Source organism: Leucobacter sp. CX87 (assembly GCF_018682295.1).
Classification (GTDB): domain Bacteria; phylum Actinomycetota; class Actinomycetes; order Actinomycetales; family Microbacteriaceae; genus Cx-87.
Map to the genome: position 1 here is coordinate 245,594 of NZ_JAFIRI010000004.1, position 17,109 is coordinate 262,702.

The following is a 17,109-nucleotide window of genomic DNA, read 5'->3' on the forward strand; positions in this document are numbered from 1 at the left end:
TCCGCAAGCCCCTGCTGGGATCCGAGAACGAAAATCTTTGAAAAGGTTGCTGTACTAAACCAAAAGACGTGAATATAGTCGAAAAATACATGAGCATTCCCTGTGTGCTTGCAGCGACGCGTACGCAGGAAACCGGAAAATCACAACGACGTGAAAGGGGCCGCAATGGCCAAAGACACCCTGAAAGTCTCGGGAGTGACGTACACCACTGCCGAGTCGGGATACTTCGAAAAACGAAAGCTCAAGCGATCTGCCGGCGTATGGGGGCTGTGGGGCCTCGCTGTCGGCGCAGTGATCTCGGGTAACTTCTCGGGCTGGAACTTCGGCATCGAAGCAGCCGGCTTCGGCGGCATGCTCATCGCCTTCGCGATCCTGGTCGTCATGTACTACGGCCTCATCTTCTCCATCGGCGAGATGGCCGCGGCCATGCCGCACACCGGCGGCGCCTACTCCTTCGGGCGGGCCGCGATGGGCCCCTGGGGCGGCTTCGTCACCGGGCTTGCGGAGTCCATCGAGTACGTCGCGACGACCGCAGTGATCGTCTACTTCTCGGCAGGGTACGCAAACGGCGTGACGGAAAGCCTGATGGGCTTCTCGCTGCCGGCCTGGATTTGGTGGGTCATCCTCTACGTCGCGTTCGTCGGGCTGAACACCGCCGGCGCTGCGATCTCGCTGAAGTTTGCCATCATCGTCTCCTTCGTCTCGATCGGCGTGCTCGTGCTGTTCGGCATCATGGCGCTCGGCAGCGGTACCGCCGACTGGGGCAGCCTCTTCAACATCGAACCTGATGCCGGCCAGACGGCGTTCCTGCCGCACGGCGTCCTGCCGATCCTGTTCGCCCTGCCGTTCGCCATGTGGCTGTTCTTGGGCATCGAGGAACTGCCGCTCGCGGCGGAGGAGTCGCATAACCCCGTCCGTGACATCCCCCGCGCCGGCCTGTGGGCTCGCGGAACGCTGATCTTCACGGGCATGCTCGTGCTCGTCCTGAACACGGCCGTGCTCGGCGCGGAAGACACCGGCGTGGCTGGCGAGCCGCTGCTCGATGGATTCCGCGCGATTCTCGGCGACGACCTCGCTTGGGTGGCCGGTGTGCTGGCGCTCTTCGCCCTGTTCGGTCTGCTCGCCTCGCTGCAGGGCATCATGTTCGCCTACGGGCGCAACCTGTACTCGCTGTCTCGCGCCGGGTACTACCCGAAGTTCCTCTCGCTCACGGGCAAGCGCCAGACCCCTTGGATTGCGCTGATCGCCGGTGCGTTGATCGGCTTTGTCGCCCTCGTCGTCGTTGACTCCGCGGGTGGTGCAGGCGGCGTCGCCGGCGCGATCGTGCTGAACATTGCCGTGTGGGGCGCCGTGCTCGCGTACTTCATGCAGATGCTGTCGTTCATCATTCTGCGCAAGAAGTTCCCCAACGTGGATCGCCCGTACAAGAGCCCGTGGGGCGTTCCGGGGGCGGTCGCGGCCGCGGGTATCTCGGCGCTAATTTTCCTCGGGTTCCTCCTCAATGAGGCATTCCGCCCGGCGATTGTGGCAATTGTCGTCGTCTACATCGTCTTCTTGCTGGTCTTCTGGCTCTACACTCGCCACCGCCTGATCTTGTCTCCGGAAGAGGAGTACGCGATCTCGGGCGGCGTGCACCGCGATCCGCAGGCCGAGGGCTACGGCGGCGAGGTCGAGGACGAGCTGCTCGCGCTCGACGGCAAGGACTAAGTCGCAGGAAGTTATCCACAGAGAGCGGCCGGATCAATCCCTGATCCGGCCGCTTTTTGCTGCCTCCAGGGCGGCAATTTTTCGAAGGCATTTCTCTCGCAGACGTACCGTGGAATGATCTCGGACAGCGAGCAATCTGGGCGGGGTGTTCCAGGGTTCGCTCCGTGGCCCCTCCCGAGAGCAGATCCAGATGAAGCTTCGCGTATCCCTGGCCGAGTACCCGGCGACATCTCGCCAGCAGAGTGCTGATGTCACGCTGACCGTAGACGTCACCGCGACCGTCGGCGAGGTCGCGCGTGCCCTGGTGCGGGCGGGCGCCGGCGATCCACGCCTGCTGCACCTTGCGCTGCATCGGCACGCTCCGTTCACCCTTCGTGTGGCGTTTCCGGGCCGGGCCGGCCTGATCCTGGACGCGGGCGATCCCCTCGGAAAATCGGGGATCCAGTCCGGCAGCCTGGTCGAGCCAGTACTCGAGTCGAATGCGGGCGAGGGTCGGCGGACAAAAATGGCAGTTGCCACGGTGACGGTCCTGACGGGTGAACAAGCCGGGGTGGCATTCAACGTCGTGCAGGGCGAGAGCTTCATCGGTCGCGACCGGGCGAACCGGATTGAACTACATGACCCGAGTGTGTCGAGGCGTCACGCGGTGCTGCGTGCAGAGCACGGGACGCTGACGTTTGAAGACCTGGGGTCTGCCAACAGCAGCTTCCTGCTGAATCCGGTGGATGGGAGTCAGCAGCAGGTCACCCGGCTGCAGGTGAAGCGAAGCAGCATGGTGTTGTTGGGCGAGGTGCAGGTGCGCATCGACATCGGGCCGCCGGCAGGGGCTGAACCAGATCTGGACGCGTTCGTCGCGCATTTGCAGTCGCCGCGGGTCGACCCGGTGTACACGCCGGAACCGATTTCGCTTCCCGCGCCGCCTGACCCGGCCGAGCCTGTCCGGTTCCCGTTGATCGCGATGCTCGCCCCGCTCGTCATGGGTGCGGTGCTGTTCGCGGTGACGAAGTCGCCGCTGAGCCTGATCTTCATCGCGTTGTCGCCGATCATCATGCTCGGCACCTGGTTCGACAACCGGCTGACCCGCAAGCGCACGTTCCGACAGAAGCAGGCAGAGTTCGACGAGGGGTTGCAACTGGCGACGGACGAGCTCACTGCGGCTCGCGCACTCGAGCAGCAGGCACGCACTCTCGAAAGCGTGTCGCCCATCGATTTGTTGGCGCTACCGTCGCAGCCCAATGGGCTGCTCTGGACTCGCCGGCCTGAGCATCGAGCGTTTCTGGAACTGCGGTTGGGCAAGGCGACGTTGCCGAGCCGCACAGAGATCGAGATGCCTGCCCGCGGCAAGATCCCGGCAGACACGTGGAAGCGGCTGACCGCGTTGCAGGATCAGTTCGCCACGATCGATGACGTTCCGGTGCTCGAACGGCTCGACCGGTGCGGCTCGCTGGGCGTCGCAGGCCCCCGGCTATGGTCGGAATCGGTGGCGAGGTCGCTGCTGGTGCAGCTGCTCGCCCTGCATTCGCCTGCCGATCTCGTGTTCACGGCGTTTGCCGACGGACGCCAGGCGCAGAGCCAGTGGTCGTGGCTGAAATGGCTGCCCCACGCCGACTCTGTCTACAGTCCGCTGGGCGTGTCGCACCTTGCCGATGATGAGCGCAGTTCGGCCGTGCTGCTCACCGCGCTTGAAGGGTTGATCGCGACCCGGGCCGAATCAGCGAAGGGCACGACCGTCCGTTCCCGCATCGACGACAGCGCGTCCGATAGCAGGGAGCGGCTCGCTGCGGTGTCGGCGCCTGCGCCGACTCCGGCCGTGGTCGTCCTGGTGCTGGCCGATACGCAGGTCGAGCGATCCCGACTGGTGGGGCTTGCGGAAGATGGCGCCGATGTCGGCGTGCACCTCATTTGGGTGGCGGAACACTTGGGCGCGGTGCCTGCGGCCTGCCGCACCACGGTCGAGGTATACGACAACACGTGGCGGGTCCACTTTGTGCGGCAGGGCGAAACGGTGATGTTGAGCCAGCTCGACTCGGTGGACACTCCGGTCGCTGAAACGTTTGGCAGAGCGATCGCACCGCTGGTCGATACGGGTGCACGGGTGCTCGACGAGAGCGACTTCCCCCGCTCCGTCACACTCGGGCAGCTCCTCAAAAGCGACGTGATGGGCGCGAGCGACGCGGTGCGCTCGAACTGGCGCACTACGGACAGCCTCGTCGCGGGGTGGGAGCCGGGCCGGGAGCGCGAGCCCGGCCAGCTCGCCGCGGTCATCGGGCAGGGCGGCGCCGGCACCGTCGCAATCGATCTGCGGGTGCACGGCCCCCACGCGCTCGTGGGCGGCACGACCGGTTCGGGCAAGTCAGAGTTTCTACAGACCTGGATCCTGTCGCTGGCGGCACAGTACTCGCCCGACCGGCTCACGTTTCTGCTGGTCGATTACAAGGGCGGTGCCGCGTTTGCGGAGTGCACGACCCTGCCGCACACGGTCGGCCTCGTCACCGACCTCAATACGCGCCTCGTGCGCCGTGCCCTCACCTCGTTGCGGGCGGAGCTGCGATACCGGGAAGAGCTTTTGGCGGAGAAGGGCGCGAAAGATTTGATCGCGCTCGAGCGTCGCTCAGACCCGGAGGCCCCGCCGACGCTCGTCATAGTGATCGACGAGTTCGCGGCGCTGGTGAGCGAGATTCCCGAGTTCGTCGACGGGGTGATCGATGTCGCGCAGCGGGGCCGCTCGCTCGGCCTGCACCTCGTGATGGCGACGCAGCGACCGGCCGGCGTCATCAAGGACAACCTGCGCGCGAACACAAACCTGCGTATCGGGTTGCGCATGGCCGACCCGTCCGACAGCAGTGACGTGCTGGGGGTGACGGATGCTGCCGAGTTCGCGCCCGACACCCCGGGCCGTGCCGCGGTCAAGATCGGTGCCGGCAGGCTCACCCACTTCCAGACCGGGTATCTCGGGGGCCGTTCCGAGGCGCAGCATCAGGAACCGGTCGAGGTGCGCACGCTGGGGTTTGGTGAGCAGGCGCCCTGGGCAATGCAACCGGAGGTGCGCAGCCAACGGCGAAGCGCGAAAAAGGGTCCGCGTGACATTGAAGTCTTGACCGCCAACATTCAACAGGCCGCGATGGGTGCGCGGGTTTCCGCACCCCGCAAGCCCTGGGTTGATCAACTCCCAGAGTCGATTTCGCTTTCCGCGCTCCCATCGCGCCATGCGCGAACAGACCGCCCCGCGCGGGGGCAGGCTGGCACGTTCAGTGTGGTCGCAGGCCTGATCGATGAACCTCATCTGCAGCGGCAATCGCCCTACGTCTGCGAGCTGGGCGAGGCAGGCAACGTCGTAATCTACGGCGGCGGCGGAAGCGGAAAGACCACCGCGCTACTCACCATCGCGGCCGCGACGATCGCCGCCGACCCGACGACCCATATTTATGGCATTGACGCGAGCGGTGGCCGGCTGGGCGTGCTCGCGCAACTGCCCAACACCGGCGACATCATCCAGGCCGACGAGCAGGATCGGGTCGTCCGACTGCTGGGCATGCTCAAAACCCTCGTCACACAACGCTCGACCGTCCAGCAGGCGACTCCGCCAGTGCTGCTGTTGATCGACGGGTTCTCCGCGTTCCGCGACGCGTACGAACATCTCGGCGGCGGCGCCGATCCGTTTGCGGACCTGGTTGAGATCACCCGAGCGGGGCGCGGGGCTGGCGTGCACGTCGTGTTCACGTCGGAGCGCGCGAACGGGTTCCCGGCCTCACTTGCCTCGAGCATCCCGGAACGCCTCGTGCTTCGCCTTGCAGCAGACACCGATTATCAGATGCTTGGCGTCTCGGCGGGAATGTTTGAGGGCGCCCCGGCAGGGCGGGCCGTGCGCATCGGTGCGGAGGACGAGATCCAGCTCGCCGTGCCCGGGGCCAGCAATGACCCCGCCGACACCGACGCCGCTCTTGCAGAACTCGCCGAGCAGCAGCGGGCGATCGACGGGCTCGCACCCGCGCCGGTGCCCCGCATCCCGCAGTCGATCCAGCGAAGCGAACTGCGCGTCGACGAGCAGGAGACTGCGCCGTTTGCAATCGACACCGTACAGCTCGAGCCCGTCCCCGCACCCGAGAGCGGGTTCCTGCTGGTGACCGGGCCGGCAGGCTCTGGTCGCACGACCGCGATCCAGTCCCTCCTGGAGGCCTTCGAGGAGCAGGCTCGCATGGGCGGCCAGACGCTCGACGCGATCCTCATCTCACCTGACCGGTCGACGCTGCGAGAACTTCCGCTCTGGCAGGAAACCGCCGACACCCCTGACGCGCGCGAGGCCGTCATTGAACGCCTTACCCGCGCCCTGGGCGGGAGCGCGCCGGCACCGGTTGGCCTGGCACTGCTGCCACTCATCGGCACAGTCTCTCCGGTGGAAGCGCCGGTCGCAGCCGAGCCCGCCGCGGCCGCGGTGTTCCCCGCTGTCGGGCATCGCGGCGTGGTCGTGGTGGAAGACATTGGTGGGTTTGACGGCAGCGGCAACGAGCGCGCGCTCGCCGGGCTACTCAAGCTCCTGCGGCGCAGCGACGTGACCGTGATTGTCGAGGGCGAGAACGCGACGATGGGGACGGTATGGGAACTCGCAAGCCCGCTGCGGGGCGCCCGCTGGGCCCTCGCGCTGCAGCCCGACGCGAACGATGCGCCGAGCGTGTTCACCACGCCGTTCACTCACGCGCGCCGAGCGAACTTCCCGCCCGGCCGCGGATTCCTCGTGGAAGGCGGGAAGCTTGGCGGGGTTCACGTCGCGCTCCCCGCACAGTCACCCCCGATGCTAGAGTGAGCCTCACTTGTGAATATTGGCTATCAAGCTGTGGCGGGAGAGTTCAGGTTCTCCTGACGCCGTAGGAGCAAACCCTCCCCGGGAATCTCTCAGGCACCCGTACCGCCACAGCATGGCAACTCTGGAAAGCAGCGCGTTCGCGCTCACCGACGGTGCAACGGTGCCCGACTCGTTCGGCCACCCGAATCTCTCAGGTCCCATCACAGAGCGGGGAGGATCCCACGCCCATTCGTGCGCCCGCACGTTGTTTCGACGGAGATCCTCTTGAGCATCACCCCCGCAGTACGTGACTTCACCGACCGCCACATCGGCGTGACCTCGCCCGCCGATATCGCCGTCATGCTCGAGCAGTTGGGCCTCTCCGACCTCGACGCACTGGTTGACTCTGCGGTGCCGCAGAGCATCCGGATGACCGAGCCCCTTGACCTGCCGCCGGCGCGCTCGGAAGAGGAGATCCTGTCTGATCTGCGAGAGCTCGCCTCGCAGAACGTCGTGCACACGCAGATGATCGGGCAGGGGTTCTCCGGCACCCACACGCCGCCGGTGATCCGCCGCAACGTGCTCGAAGCCCCCGCCTGGTACACGGCGTACACGCCCTACCAGCCCGAGATCTCGCAGGGCCGGCTTGAGGCGCTGCTGAACTTCCAGACGATGGTGGCAGACCTCACCGGGCTACCCCTCGCGAACGCCTCGATGCTCGATGAGTCGTCGGCTGCGGCCGAGGCCGTGCTGCTGATGCGCCGGGCCAGCCGAGCCGGGGCAACAGCGAAGGTCGTGCTCGACCAGTACCTTTTCCCGCAGACCATCGCCGTGATCCTGGGCCGCGCCGCGGGGCTCGACTTCGAGGTCGAGATCGCAGACCTGTCGGAGGGGCTGCCGGACGGCGAGATCTTCGGCATCGTGCTGCAGCAGCCGGGAAACCACGGCGCGGTCGTCGATCACTCGGGCGTCATTGCCGCGGCCAAGGCGCGCGGCGCGATGATTACGGTCGTCGCCGACCTGCTCTCGCTCACCCTCATCGTCCCGCCGGGCGAGCAGGGCGCTGACGTCGCCGTGGGGAGCACGCAGCGCTTCGGCGTCCCACTGTTCTTCGGCGGTCCGCACGCGGCGTACCTCTCCGTGCGCGAGGGGCTCGAGCGGGCGCTGCCCGGCCGGCTCGTCGGGGTCTCAAAGGACTCGTCGGGGCGTCCCGCCTACCGCCTCGCGCTGCAGACCCGCGAGCAGCACATCCGGCGAGAGAAGGCCACGAGCAACATCTGCACCGCGCAGGCGCTGCTCGCCATCACCGCCTCCATGTACGCCGTCTACCACGGCCCTGCGGGGCTCAAGGCGATCGCGGAGCGCACGCACGCGCACGCCCGCACCCTCGCCGCGGCGCTCTCCACCGCCGGCGTCCCGCTCGCGTCCGAGTCGTTCTTCGACACCGTCGTCGCCAGCGTGCCGGGCCGGGCCGACGACGTCATCGCGACCGCGCTCGCCGCGGGCATCAACCTCCGGCGCATCGACGCCGATACGGTCGGCGTCTCGACCGACGAGACCACGACGAGCGCCCACATCCGCGCTGTCGCGGCGGCGTTCGGAGCGGACGTCTCGGTCGAGGCGGCCCCGGGTGACTACGGCTTTGCCGCCGCGCTCACCCGTTCGAGCGACTATCTCACTCACCCGATCTTCCACACGGTCCGCTCCGAGACCCAGATGCTGCGCTACCTGCGCCGCCTCGCTGACCGCGACCTCGCGCTCGATCGCACCATGATTCCGCTCGGCTCGTGCACGATGAAGCTCAACTCGACCGCCGAGATGGAGGCCATCTCGTGGCCCGAGTTCGCCGGGATTCACCCCTACGTTCCCGAGGATCAGAGCCGGGGCTGGCGCGCGCTCATCGCCGACCTCGAGCGCCGCCTGATCGAGATTACCGGCTACGCGGGCGTCTCCTTGCAGCCGAACTCTGGCGCGCAGGGCGAGTACGCGGGCCTGAACGCGATCCGGAACTACCACGAGGCGCAGGGCGAGCCCGAGCGCACGGTCTGCCTCATCCCCGCCTCGGCCCACGGCACGAACGCGGCCTCGGCCGTGCTCGCCGGCATGCGCGTCGTCGTGGTGAAGAACACCGAGGCGGGCGCGATCGACCTGGCCGACCTGACGGCGAAGGTGGAGGCGCACCGCCACGAGCTCTCCGCGATCATGATCACCTACCCGTCCACCTACGGCGTCTACGACTCCGATGTGCGCGCGGTGTGTGAGATGGTGCACGAGGCCGGCGGCCAGGTCTACATCGACGGCGCGAACATGAACGCGCTCGTCGGGATCGCCCAGCCCGGCAAGTTTGGCGGCGACGTGTCGCACCTGAACCTCCACAAGACCTTCGCGATCCCGCACGGCGGTGGCGGGCCCGGCGTCGGGCCCATCGGCGTCGCCGAGCACCTGCTGCCCTACGTCCCGAACGACCCGACCGGCACCTACACGGTGAGCGGGGGCGTGCCCGTCGTCGCAACACTGTTCGGCTCGGCCGGCGTGCTGCCCGTCTCGTACGCCTACATCGCGATGATGGGTGCTGAGGGGCTGACCCGGGCGACGAAGACCGCGCTGCTGAGCGCGAACTACATCGCCTCGCGCCTCACCCAGCACTTCCCCGTGCTCTTCACGGGCGACAGCGGGCTCGTTGCCCACGAGTGCATCCTCGACCTGCGCGACCTCACCGCGCGGTCGGGGGTCACCGCCGAGGACGTCGCGAAGCGCCTGATTGACTTCGGGTTCCACGCGCCGACGCTCGCCTTCCCGGTCGCGGGCACGCTCATGGTGGAGCCCACCGAGTCGGAAGACCTCGTCGAGATCGAGCGTTTCATCGAGGCCATGATCGCCATTCGCGGCGAGATCGATGACGTGATCGCGGGGCGCCTGGGCGTCGAGCAGTCGCCGCTGCGCGGAGCGCCGCACACGGCGGACGTCGTGATCGACAACGGCTGGAGCCGGGACTACTCGCGCGAGCAGGCGGCGTACCCGGTCGCGCGGCTGCGCGTCGACAAGTACTTCCCGCCGGTGGGCCGCATCGACGGCGCGTTCGGCGACCGCAACCTCGTGTGCGCGTGCCCGCCGCCCGAAGTGTTCGAGAGCTAAGACGACCGAGCCGCCCCCACATCTTCCGAGAGGTTTTCACCGATGAGTACCCCGAAACACACCGCGCTGCACGCCGAACACGAGCAGTTGGGCGCGAGTTTTACCGACTTTGGCGGCTGGGACATGCCGCTCAAGTACGGCTCCGAACTGACCGAGCACCGGGCCGTGCGCGCGAGCGCCGGGCTGTTTGACCTCTCGCACATGGGCGAGATTCGGGTGAGTGGCCCGGATGCCGCCACCTTCATGAATACCGCACTCGTCGGCAACCTCGCGGCGGTGCAGGTGGGCCGGGCCAAGTACTCGCTGATCTGTGCCGAGGACGGCGGGATCATCGACGACCTCATCAGCTACCGGCTCGCCGAGCAGGAGTACCTCGTCGTCCCGAACGCAGGCAACGCCGCGGTCGTTGCCGCGGCCTTTGCCGAGCGCGCGGCCGGGTTCGACGTCGCCGTGGTGGATGAGTCGAACCAGACGAGCCTCGTGGCGGTGCAGGGCCCGAACTCGGTGGCGATCCTGCACCGCCTCGTGCCCGAGTCGCAGCGCGAGCTCGTGAGCGAGATGCGGTACTACGCGGCGTCCCCGGCGACCGTCGCCGGCATCGAGGTGCTGCTCGCCCGCACCGGCTACACCGGCGAGGACGGCTTCGAGCTCTATGTGCGCAACGACCTCGCGCCGGCGCTCTGGCGGGCGCTGCTCGAGGCTGGCGCGCCGCACGGGCTTATCCCGGCCGGCCTCGCCTCACGGGACTCCCTGCGCCTCGAGGCAGGCATGCCCCTCTACGGCAACGAGCTGAGCCGCGAGGTGACGCCGTTCGCCGCGGGCCTCGGACCTGTCGTCTCGTTCAAGAAGGACGAGCAGTTTGTCGGGCGCGCTCACCTTGAGCCGCTTCGAGAGGCCGCCCCCGAGCGGGTGCTGGTCGGGTTGCGGGGCACGGGTCGCCGGGCCGGCCGCGGCGGCTATGCCGTACGGGTGGCGGGCGAGAATGTCGGGCACGTCACCAGCGGACAGCCCAGCCCGACGCTCGGCTACCCGATCGCCCTCGCCTACGTCGCGCCCGAGCACTCCGCAGTGGGCACGCGCGTCGACGTCGACCTCCGCGGCACCGACGAGCCCTTCGAGGTCGTCGCCCTGCCGTTCTACACGCGCGGCGCATAGCGCCCCCCGACCCATCACACGTCACCGAAACACCGAAGGAAAGAACACCATGAGCAAAGTACAGTCCGGCCGCCGCTACTCCGTCGAGCACGAATGGGTGCTGGGTGAAAGCCCCGCCACCATCGGCATCAGCGAGGTGGCCGCCGATGCCCTCGGCGACATCGTCTACGTCGACCTGCCCGATGTCGGCAGCGTCGTGACCGTCGGCCAGGAGTGCGGCGAGGTCGAATCGACCAAGTCGGTCTCGGCGCTCTACTCGCCGGTCGCCGGAGAAATCGTTGAGGTCAACGACGCCGTCGTCGCCGACCCCGCGCTGATCAATTCCGACCCGTACGGCGCCGCCTGGCTGTTCAAAGTCGCCGTGACTGAGGAGGGGCCGCTGCAGAGCGCCGAGGAGTACGCGAGCGCGAACGACGCAGAGCTGTAAGCCCGGGGAGCGCTGCCGGGGCAACCGACGGCAGCGCACCCCGCCCCGCAGGATCCTGCAGCACCCATCGCACCGGGAGGCATCGTGGCCGTCAGCGTGTTCGACCTATTCACCGTCGGCATTGGTCCGTCGAGCTCGCACACCGTCGGGCCGATGCGTGCGGCGCATCACTTTGCCGCGCGACTCGAGCACGCGGGCGTGCGCGGAAGCGTGCGCTCGCTGCGGGTGGACCTGTACGGCTCGCTCGCGGCGACCGGGCACGGGCACGGGACCTTTACGGCAGTTCTCCTCGGGCTTGAGGGGTATCGGCCGGAGGTGATCCTGCCCGAGGAGGTCACGGCTGCCCTTGAGCGCATTGCATCGAACGGGCGCCTGAACCTCGGCGCGGAGCTTTCGGCGGACGGGGCGGTGCCGGAGGTGATCGTCCCCTTCGTCGTGGCGGACATCGTGCTGCACTCGCTGACCGTCCTGCCGCGACACACGAACGGCATGCGCTTTGGCGCGCTGAATGAGGCCGGCGAGCTGCTCGACGAGCAGACCTATTACTCGGTCGGCGGTGGATTCGTCGTGCGCGAGGGGGCCGAGGACGACATTCGTGACCGCCTCGAGACGGCGCTCGCGCAGCAGCCCTATCCGTTCGTCACGGCCGCCGAGCTGCTCGCGCACACCCGCGCGACGGGCCTGTCGATCGCGGGCGTCATGCTCGCGAATGAGCAGGTCGCGCGCGATGAGGCGGAGATTCGTTCCGGCCTCGCCCACATCTACGCCGTGATGGAGGCCTGCAAGAACTCCGCCCTCGCGCGCACCGGCGTGCTGCCCGGCGGGCTGAACGTGCGCCGGCGCGCGCCCGACTGGCACCGCCGCCTCACTGCGCAGGATCCTGACCGAGACCCGAGATTCTGGCAGGAATGGATCAACCTCGTCGCGCTCGCCGTGAACGAGGAGAACGCGTCGGGCGGACGCGTGGTGACGGCCCCGACGAACGGGGCCGCCGGCATCATCCCGGCCGTGCTGTTCTATGCGACGCACTACGCCCCGGGATCTGAGGGCTGGGACGAGGAAGCGAGGCGACGCGTGGTCGCCGACTTCCTGCTCGCCGCTGCCGCCGTGGGCGTGCTGTACAAGGAGCAGGCGTCGATCTCGGGCGCCGAGGTCGGCTGTCAGGGCGAGGTCGGCTCGGCATCGTCGATGGCGGCGGCGGGGCTCACGCAGATCATGGGGGGCACCCCCGAACAGGTCGAAAACGCCGCCGAGATCGCGATGGAACACAATCTCGGCCTCACCTGCGACCCCGTCGGCGGGCTCGTGCAGATTCCCTGCATTGAGCGCAACGCGATCGCCGCGTCGAAGGCGGTCAATGCGGCGAAGATGGCGCTCATGGGGGACGGGGCGCACCACGTCAGCCTGGACCAGGTGATTGCGACGATGCGCGACACCGGCCGCGACATGCTCGCGAAGTACAAGGAGACGTCGCTCGGCGGGCTGGCCGTGAACGTGGTGGAGTGCTGAGTATCGCCTGAGTTCCTTGCCCCGCATCCAGTCTCCTGTTAAACTTGAGTCAAGTTCACTCAGGTTTTGACCGAGGAAAGGAGTCCCGAGATGCAGCCAGGAATGCAGCCCCCGCAGGAGGAGGCCAAGAGCGCCCTCGAGCAGTACGGCGTGAACCTCACTGAGGTCGCCCGCTCGGGCACGCTCGACCCCGTTATTGGCCGCGACGCCGAGATTCGTCGCGTCAGCCAGGTGCTGACCCGGCGCACGAAGAACAACCCGGTTCTCATTGGCGAACCCGGCGTCGGCAAGACCGCCGTCGTGGAGGGCCTCGCCCAGCGCATCGTTGCGGGCGACGTCGCCGAGTCCTTGAAAGACAAAGAGCTCATCTCGCTCGACATCTCGGCCCTGATCGCCGGCGCGAAATACCGCGGCGAGTTCGAGGAGCGCATGAAGGCGGTCCTCGCTGAGATCAAGGAGTCCGACGGCAAGTTCATCACCTTCATCGACGAGCTGCACACGTTGATGGGCGCCGGCGGTGGAGAGTCGTCGGTTGCCGCCTCGCAGATGCTCAAGCCCATGCTCGCGCGCGGCGAGCTGCGCCTCATCGGCGCGACCACCCTCGACGAGTACCGCGAGTACATCGAAAAGGACGCGGCCCTCGAGCGCCGCTTCCAGCCCGTCCTTGTGGGCGAGCCCTCGGTGGCCGACACGGTCGCGATCCTGCGTGGCCTGAAGGAGCGGTACGAGGCGCACCACAAGGTGACGATCGCCGACTCGGCGCTCATCGCCGCGGCCGCGCTGTCGAACCGATACATCACCTCGCGCCAGCTGCCGGACAAGGCGATCGACCTGATCGACGAGGCGGCAAGCCGGCTGCGCATGGAGATCGACTCGGCCCCGGTCGAGATCGACGAGTTGCGCCGCGCGGTCGACCGGCTGAAGCTGGAAGAGCTTGCGCTGAAAAAGGAGAAGGACGACGCCTCGAAAGAGCGCCTCGCGAAGCTCCGCGAGGATCTTGCCGAAAAGCAGGGCGTTCTTGCCGGGCTTGAGGCGCGCTGGGAGCGCGAGCGCGGCGGCCTGAACCGCGTCGGCGAGCTGCGCGAGCAGCTGGATCGACTGCGCAGCGATGCTGACCGCGCACAGCGCGAGGGCCGGCTCGAGCAGGCCTCGAAGCTGCTCTACGGGGAGATTCCCGTGATTGAGAAGCAGCTGGCCGAGGCCGAGCATGCCGCGAACGAGACCGCCGAGAGCGACGAGCCGCGCATGGTGAACGAGCAGGTCACCGACGAGGACATCGCCGGAGTGGTGGCGGCCTGGACCGGGATTCCGGTTGGGCGGCTGCTGCAGGGTGAGACTGAGAAGCTGCTCGCGCTCGAACACGAGCTCGGCAAGCGACTCATTGGCCAGGAAGAGGCGGTGCGCGCGGTTTCGGACGCGGTGCGTCGCACACGCGCCGGCATCTCTGACCCGAACCGGCCAACCGGATCCTTCCTGTTCCTCGGCCCGACCGGTGTCGGCAAGACGGAACTCTCGAAGGCGCTCGCCGACTTCCTCTTTGACGACGAGCGTGCCATGGTGCGCATCGACATGTCTGAGTACGGCGAGAAGCACTCGGTCTCGCGACTGGTCGGCGCCCCTCCCGGGTACGTCGGCTACGAGCAGGGCGGCCAGCTCACGGAGGCAGTGCGGCGCAGGCCGTACTCGGTCGTGCTGCTCGACGAGGTCGAGAAGGCGCACCCCGAGGTGTTCGACGTGCTGCTGCAGGTCCTCGACGAGGGCCGGCTGACGGACGGTCAGGGGCGGACGGTTGATTTCCGCAACACCATCCTCATCCTGACGTCCAACCTTGGCAGCCAGTACCTCATCGACCCCGAGCTGCCCTGGGCGGCGAAGGAGGAGGCGGTTCGCGAGACCGTGCGCCGCGCGTTCAAGCCGGAGTTCATCAACCGGCTCGACGAGATGGTCATCTTCCACCCGCTGAGCGAGGACAACCTCGGGCAGATCGTGGAACTCACGATCGATCGTCTGCAGGATCGGCTCGCCGAGCGTCGGCTGACCCTCGCGGTCACCCCGGCGGCCCGGGCCTGGCTCGCTCACGCTGGCTACGACCCGGCGTACGGTGCACGTCCGTTGCGTCGCCTGATGCAGAAGGAGATCGACGACCGGCTCGCCCGCGAGATCCTGTCGGGCCAGGTGCGCGACGGCGGATCGGTGCGCGTCGATGTGGCCGACGACGGCGAGGGGCTGAGCGTCAGCGCAGCGTAACCTCGGCGCCCTCAGCAATGAGGGGGGCGATGCTCGCGTAGAAATGGATGATCGAGTCGTCGGGCCCGCGCTCGACGCGGCCCGCGACTCGACTCATCGCGCACATGCCCACGTGAGCGCGAGGCTCGCCCATGAGCAAGATGATCGGGTCGGGCGCCTCGAAGCGCAGGTAGCGCCCGCCGAACTCACGGCGAGCCGTCTCGAAGAGGTACACGGCGACGCTCTGGTGCAGGCGCTCGGGCAACGGCCGGCCGGCGAGGTGCAGTGCGCCGAGCAGCGCCTCGATGTGCACGAGCGAGGCGCGCGTGAAGTCGAGCCCACCCTCGGGAACGGGCGAGGCGGCGTAGGGAAACGTCGCGACAAATCGCTGGGCGTCCGCCGCGAACGTGGCGACCACCGCGTCAGGGGTCAGCCCGGACGGGCGAAGCGCCGCCTCGGGCGGTAGCTCCACGACGCTCGGCGCGGATCCTGCTGCGAGATCGGCGGGCAGTGCTGAATCAGCGGGCACGCCGGAATCAACCGACACGTCGGAGCCTGCCTCGGCGCCCAGCTCAGAACCAGCGGCCTCGGCGGCGGCGTGCCGCCCGCGCGGCTGTCGTCGAAAGATCCCCATGCCGTAAGCCTATCCGGGGCGATCACGCGCCCGAAGAACTGGCGGGCGGTAGACTGGGTCGCGTGCGCCCGGTTCGCAAGGACTGAGTGTGCGCACACCCAAGATCCCCGCTTGCTCCTTGGAGAAAGAAGAACATGGCTGAGCAGTCCCGCCTCGATAAGGTCATTTCCCTCGCCCGCCACCGCGGCTTTGTCTTCCAGGCGGGTGAAATTTACGGCGGATCCCGCTCGGCATGGGACTACGGTCCCCTCGGCACCGCGCTCAAGGAGAACATCAAGCGCCAGTGGTGGCGCACGATGGTGCAGCGGCGCGAGGACGTCGTCGGCATCGACTCCAGTGTGATCCTGCCCAAGCAGGTCTGGGAGGCCTCGGGCCACGTCGAGGTCTTCTCCGACCCGCTCGTCGAGTGCACCCAGTGCCACAAGCGCTACCGCGAGGACCACCTCGTCGAGGAGTTCGAAGAGAAGAAGGGTCGCGCCCCCGAAGGCGGCCTCGCCGAGATCGTCTGCGTGAACTGCGGCACCCGCGGTCAGTGGACCGAGCCGCGCGCGTTCTCTGGTCTGCTCAAGACCTACCTCGGCCCCGTCGACGACGAAGCCGGCATGCACTACCTCCGCCCCGAAACGGCCCAGGGCATCTTCGTGAACTTCGCCAACGTGCTGCAGGCCGCGCGCATGAAGCCCCCGTTTGGCATCGGCCAGATCGGCAAGAGCTTCCGCAACGAAATCACCCCCGGTAACTTCATCTTCCGCACCCGCGAGTTCGAGCAGATGGAGATGGAGTTCTTCGTCCAGCCCGGCACGGATGAAGAGTGGCAGGAATACTGGATGGCCGAGCGCATGCGCTGGTACACCGACCTCGGCATCAGCCCGGACAACCTGCGCTTCTTCGAGCACCCGGCCGAGAAGCTGTCGCACTATTCGAAGCGCACCGTCGACATTGAGTACAAGTTCGGGTTCACCGGCTCGGAGTGGGGCGAGCTCGAGGGCGTCGCGAACCGCACCGACTACGACCTCGCGACGCACTCGAAGGCCTCGGGCAAGGACCTGGCGTACTTCGATCAGACGCAGAACGAGCGCTGGACGCCCTACGTCATCGAGCCGGCCGCCGGCCTCACCCGCTCGCTCATGGCATTCCTCGTCGACGCGTACCGCGAAGAGGAGGTGCCGAACGCCAAGGGCGGCACCGACACCCGTACACTGCTTGCCCTTGACCCGCGCCTTGCGCCCGTCAAGGCCGCCGTGCTGCCTCTCAGCCGGAACGCCGCGCTGTCGCCGCTCGCCCGCGAGCTGGCCGCAGAGTTGCGCGAGGAGTGGAACGTCGACTTCGACGATTCGGGCGCCATCGGCCGCCGCTACCGTCGTCAGGACGAGATCGGTACCCCGTACTGCATCACGGTCGACTTTGACTCGCTCGAAGACAACGCCGTGACGGTGCGCGACCGCGACACCATGCAGCAGGAGCGCGTGCCCCGCACCGAACTGTTCGCATACCTGTCGGAGCGCCTGCGCGGGGCCTAACCCGCCCGCCTACCCT

At 67.7% G+C, this 17,109-nt stretch carries 9 protein-coding genes and 2 riboswitches; of the genes, 8 read left to right on the top strand and 1 reads right to left on the bottom strand.

The features are described from left to right. The first annotated feature begins 165 nt into the window (after positions 1-165). The 7 genes from KOE53_RS06640 to KOE53_RS06670 all read left to right on the top strand — a co-directional run bounded on the left by KOE53_RS06640 (position 166) and on the right by KOE53_RS06670 (position 14,960). Complete coding sequence (locus KOE53_RS06640) at positions 166-1,707, top strand: amino acid permease (RefSeq protein WP_188057852.1); 1,542 nt, start codon at positions 166-168, stop codon at positions 1,705-1,707. 190 nt (positions 1,708-1,897) lie between these two features. Continuing rightward, positions 1,898-6,508, top strand: coding sequence for an FtsK/SpoIIIE domain-containing protein (locus KOE53_RS06645; RefSeq protein WP_188057853.1), 4,611 nt, complete (start codon positions 1,898-1,900; stop codon positions 6,506-6,508). A 24-nt stretch (positions 6,509-6,532) separates the two neighbouring features. Next, positions 6,533-6,623, top strand: a riboswitch (glycine riboswitch). 1 nt (position 6,624) lies between these two features. Beyond that, positions 6,625-6,724: riboswitch (glycine riboswitch) on the top strand. Positions 6,725-6,772: 48 nt separating this feature from the next. Further along, entirely contained in the window at positions 6,773-9,622 is a 2,850-nt protein-coding gene (gene gcvP, locus KOE53_RS06650; protein ID WP_188057854.1) for an aminomethyl-transferring glycine dehydrogenase, read from the top strand. A gap of 42 nt (positions 9,623-9,664) precedes the next feature. After that, positions 9,665-10,777, top strand: a complete 1,113-nt coding sequence (gene gcvT, locus KOE53_RS06655) for a glycine cleavage system aminomethyltransferase GcvT (protein ID WP_188057855.1) — start codon at positions 9,665-9,667, stop codon at positions 10,775-10,777. 49 nt (positions 10,778-10,826) lie between these two features. Further along, complete coding sequence (gcvH, locus tag KOE53_RS06660; RefSeq protein WP_188045178.1) at positions 10,827-11,204, top strand: glycine cleavage system protein GcvH; 378 nt, start codon at positions 10,827-10,829, stop codon at positions 11,202-11,204. A gap of 84 nt (positions 11,205-11,288) precedes the next feature. Next, a complete protein-coding gene (locus KOE53_RS06665; protein ID WP_188057856.1) occupies positions 11,289-12,713 on the top strand; it encodes an L-serine ammonia-lyase in 1,425 nt (474 codons plus the stop codon). Between the two features lie 90 nt (positions 12,714-12,803). Further along, positions 12,804-14,960 carry an ATP-dependent Clp protease ATP-binding subunit gene (locus KOE53_RS06670; RefSeq protein WP_188045180.1) on the top strand — a complete coding sequence of 719 codons (2,157 nt, stop codon included), beginning with the start codon at positions 12,804-12,806 and terminating at the stop codon, positions 14,958-14,960. On the opposite strand, the gene KOE53_RS06675 is transcribed toward KOE53_RS06670, so the two are convergent. Beyond that, entirely contained in the window at positions 14,947-15,573 is a 627-nt protein-coding gene (locus KOE53_RS06675) for a hypothetical protein (RefSeq protein WP_188057857.1), read from the bottom strand. The two genes, KOE53_RS06670 and KOE53_RS06675, sit on opposite strands and share 14 nt — an antisense overlap. A gap of 134 nt (positions 15,574-15,707) precedes the next feature. Between KOE53_RS06675 and KOE53_RS06680 the strand changes: the two genes are divergently transcribed. Next, a complete protein-coding gene (locus KOE53_RS06680) occupies positions 15,708-17,093 on the top strand; it encodes a glycine--tRNA ligase (protein WP_188045182.1) in 1,386 nt (461 codons plus the stop codon). The last annotated feature ends 16 nt before the right edge of the window (positions 17,094-17,109 follow it).

Coding starts and splice junctions, on each gene's coding strand:
- gcvT (WP_188057855.1), top strand. CDS start 9,665: ATGAGTACCCCGAAACACACCGCGCTGCACGCCGAACACGAGCAGTTG.
- gcvH (WP_188045178.1), top strand. CDS start 10,827: ATGAGCAAAGTACAGTCCGGCCGCCGCTACTCCGTCGAGCACGAATGG.
- KOE53_RS06645 (WP_188057853.1), top strand. CDS start 1,898: ATGAAGCTTCGCGTATCCCTGGCCGAGTACCCGGCGACATCTCGCCAG.
- KOE53_RS06680 (WP_188045182.1), top strand. CDS start 15,708: ATGGCTGAGCAGTCCCGCCTCGATAAGGTCATTTCCCTCGCCCGCCAC.
- KOE53_RS06640 (WP_188057852.1), top strand. CDS start 166: ATGGCCAAAGACACCCTGAAAGTCTCGGGAGTGACGTACACCACTGCC.
- KOE53_RS06670 (WP_188045180.1), top strand. CDS start 12,804: ATGCAGCCAGGAATGCAGCCCCCGCAGGAGGAGGCCAAGAGCGCCCTC.
- KOE53_RS06675 (WP_188057857.1), bottom strand. CDS start 15,573: ATGGGGATCTTTCGACGACAGCCGCGCGGGCGGCACGCCGCCGCCGAG.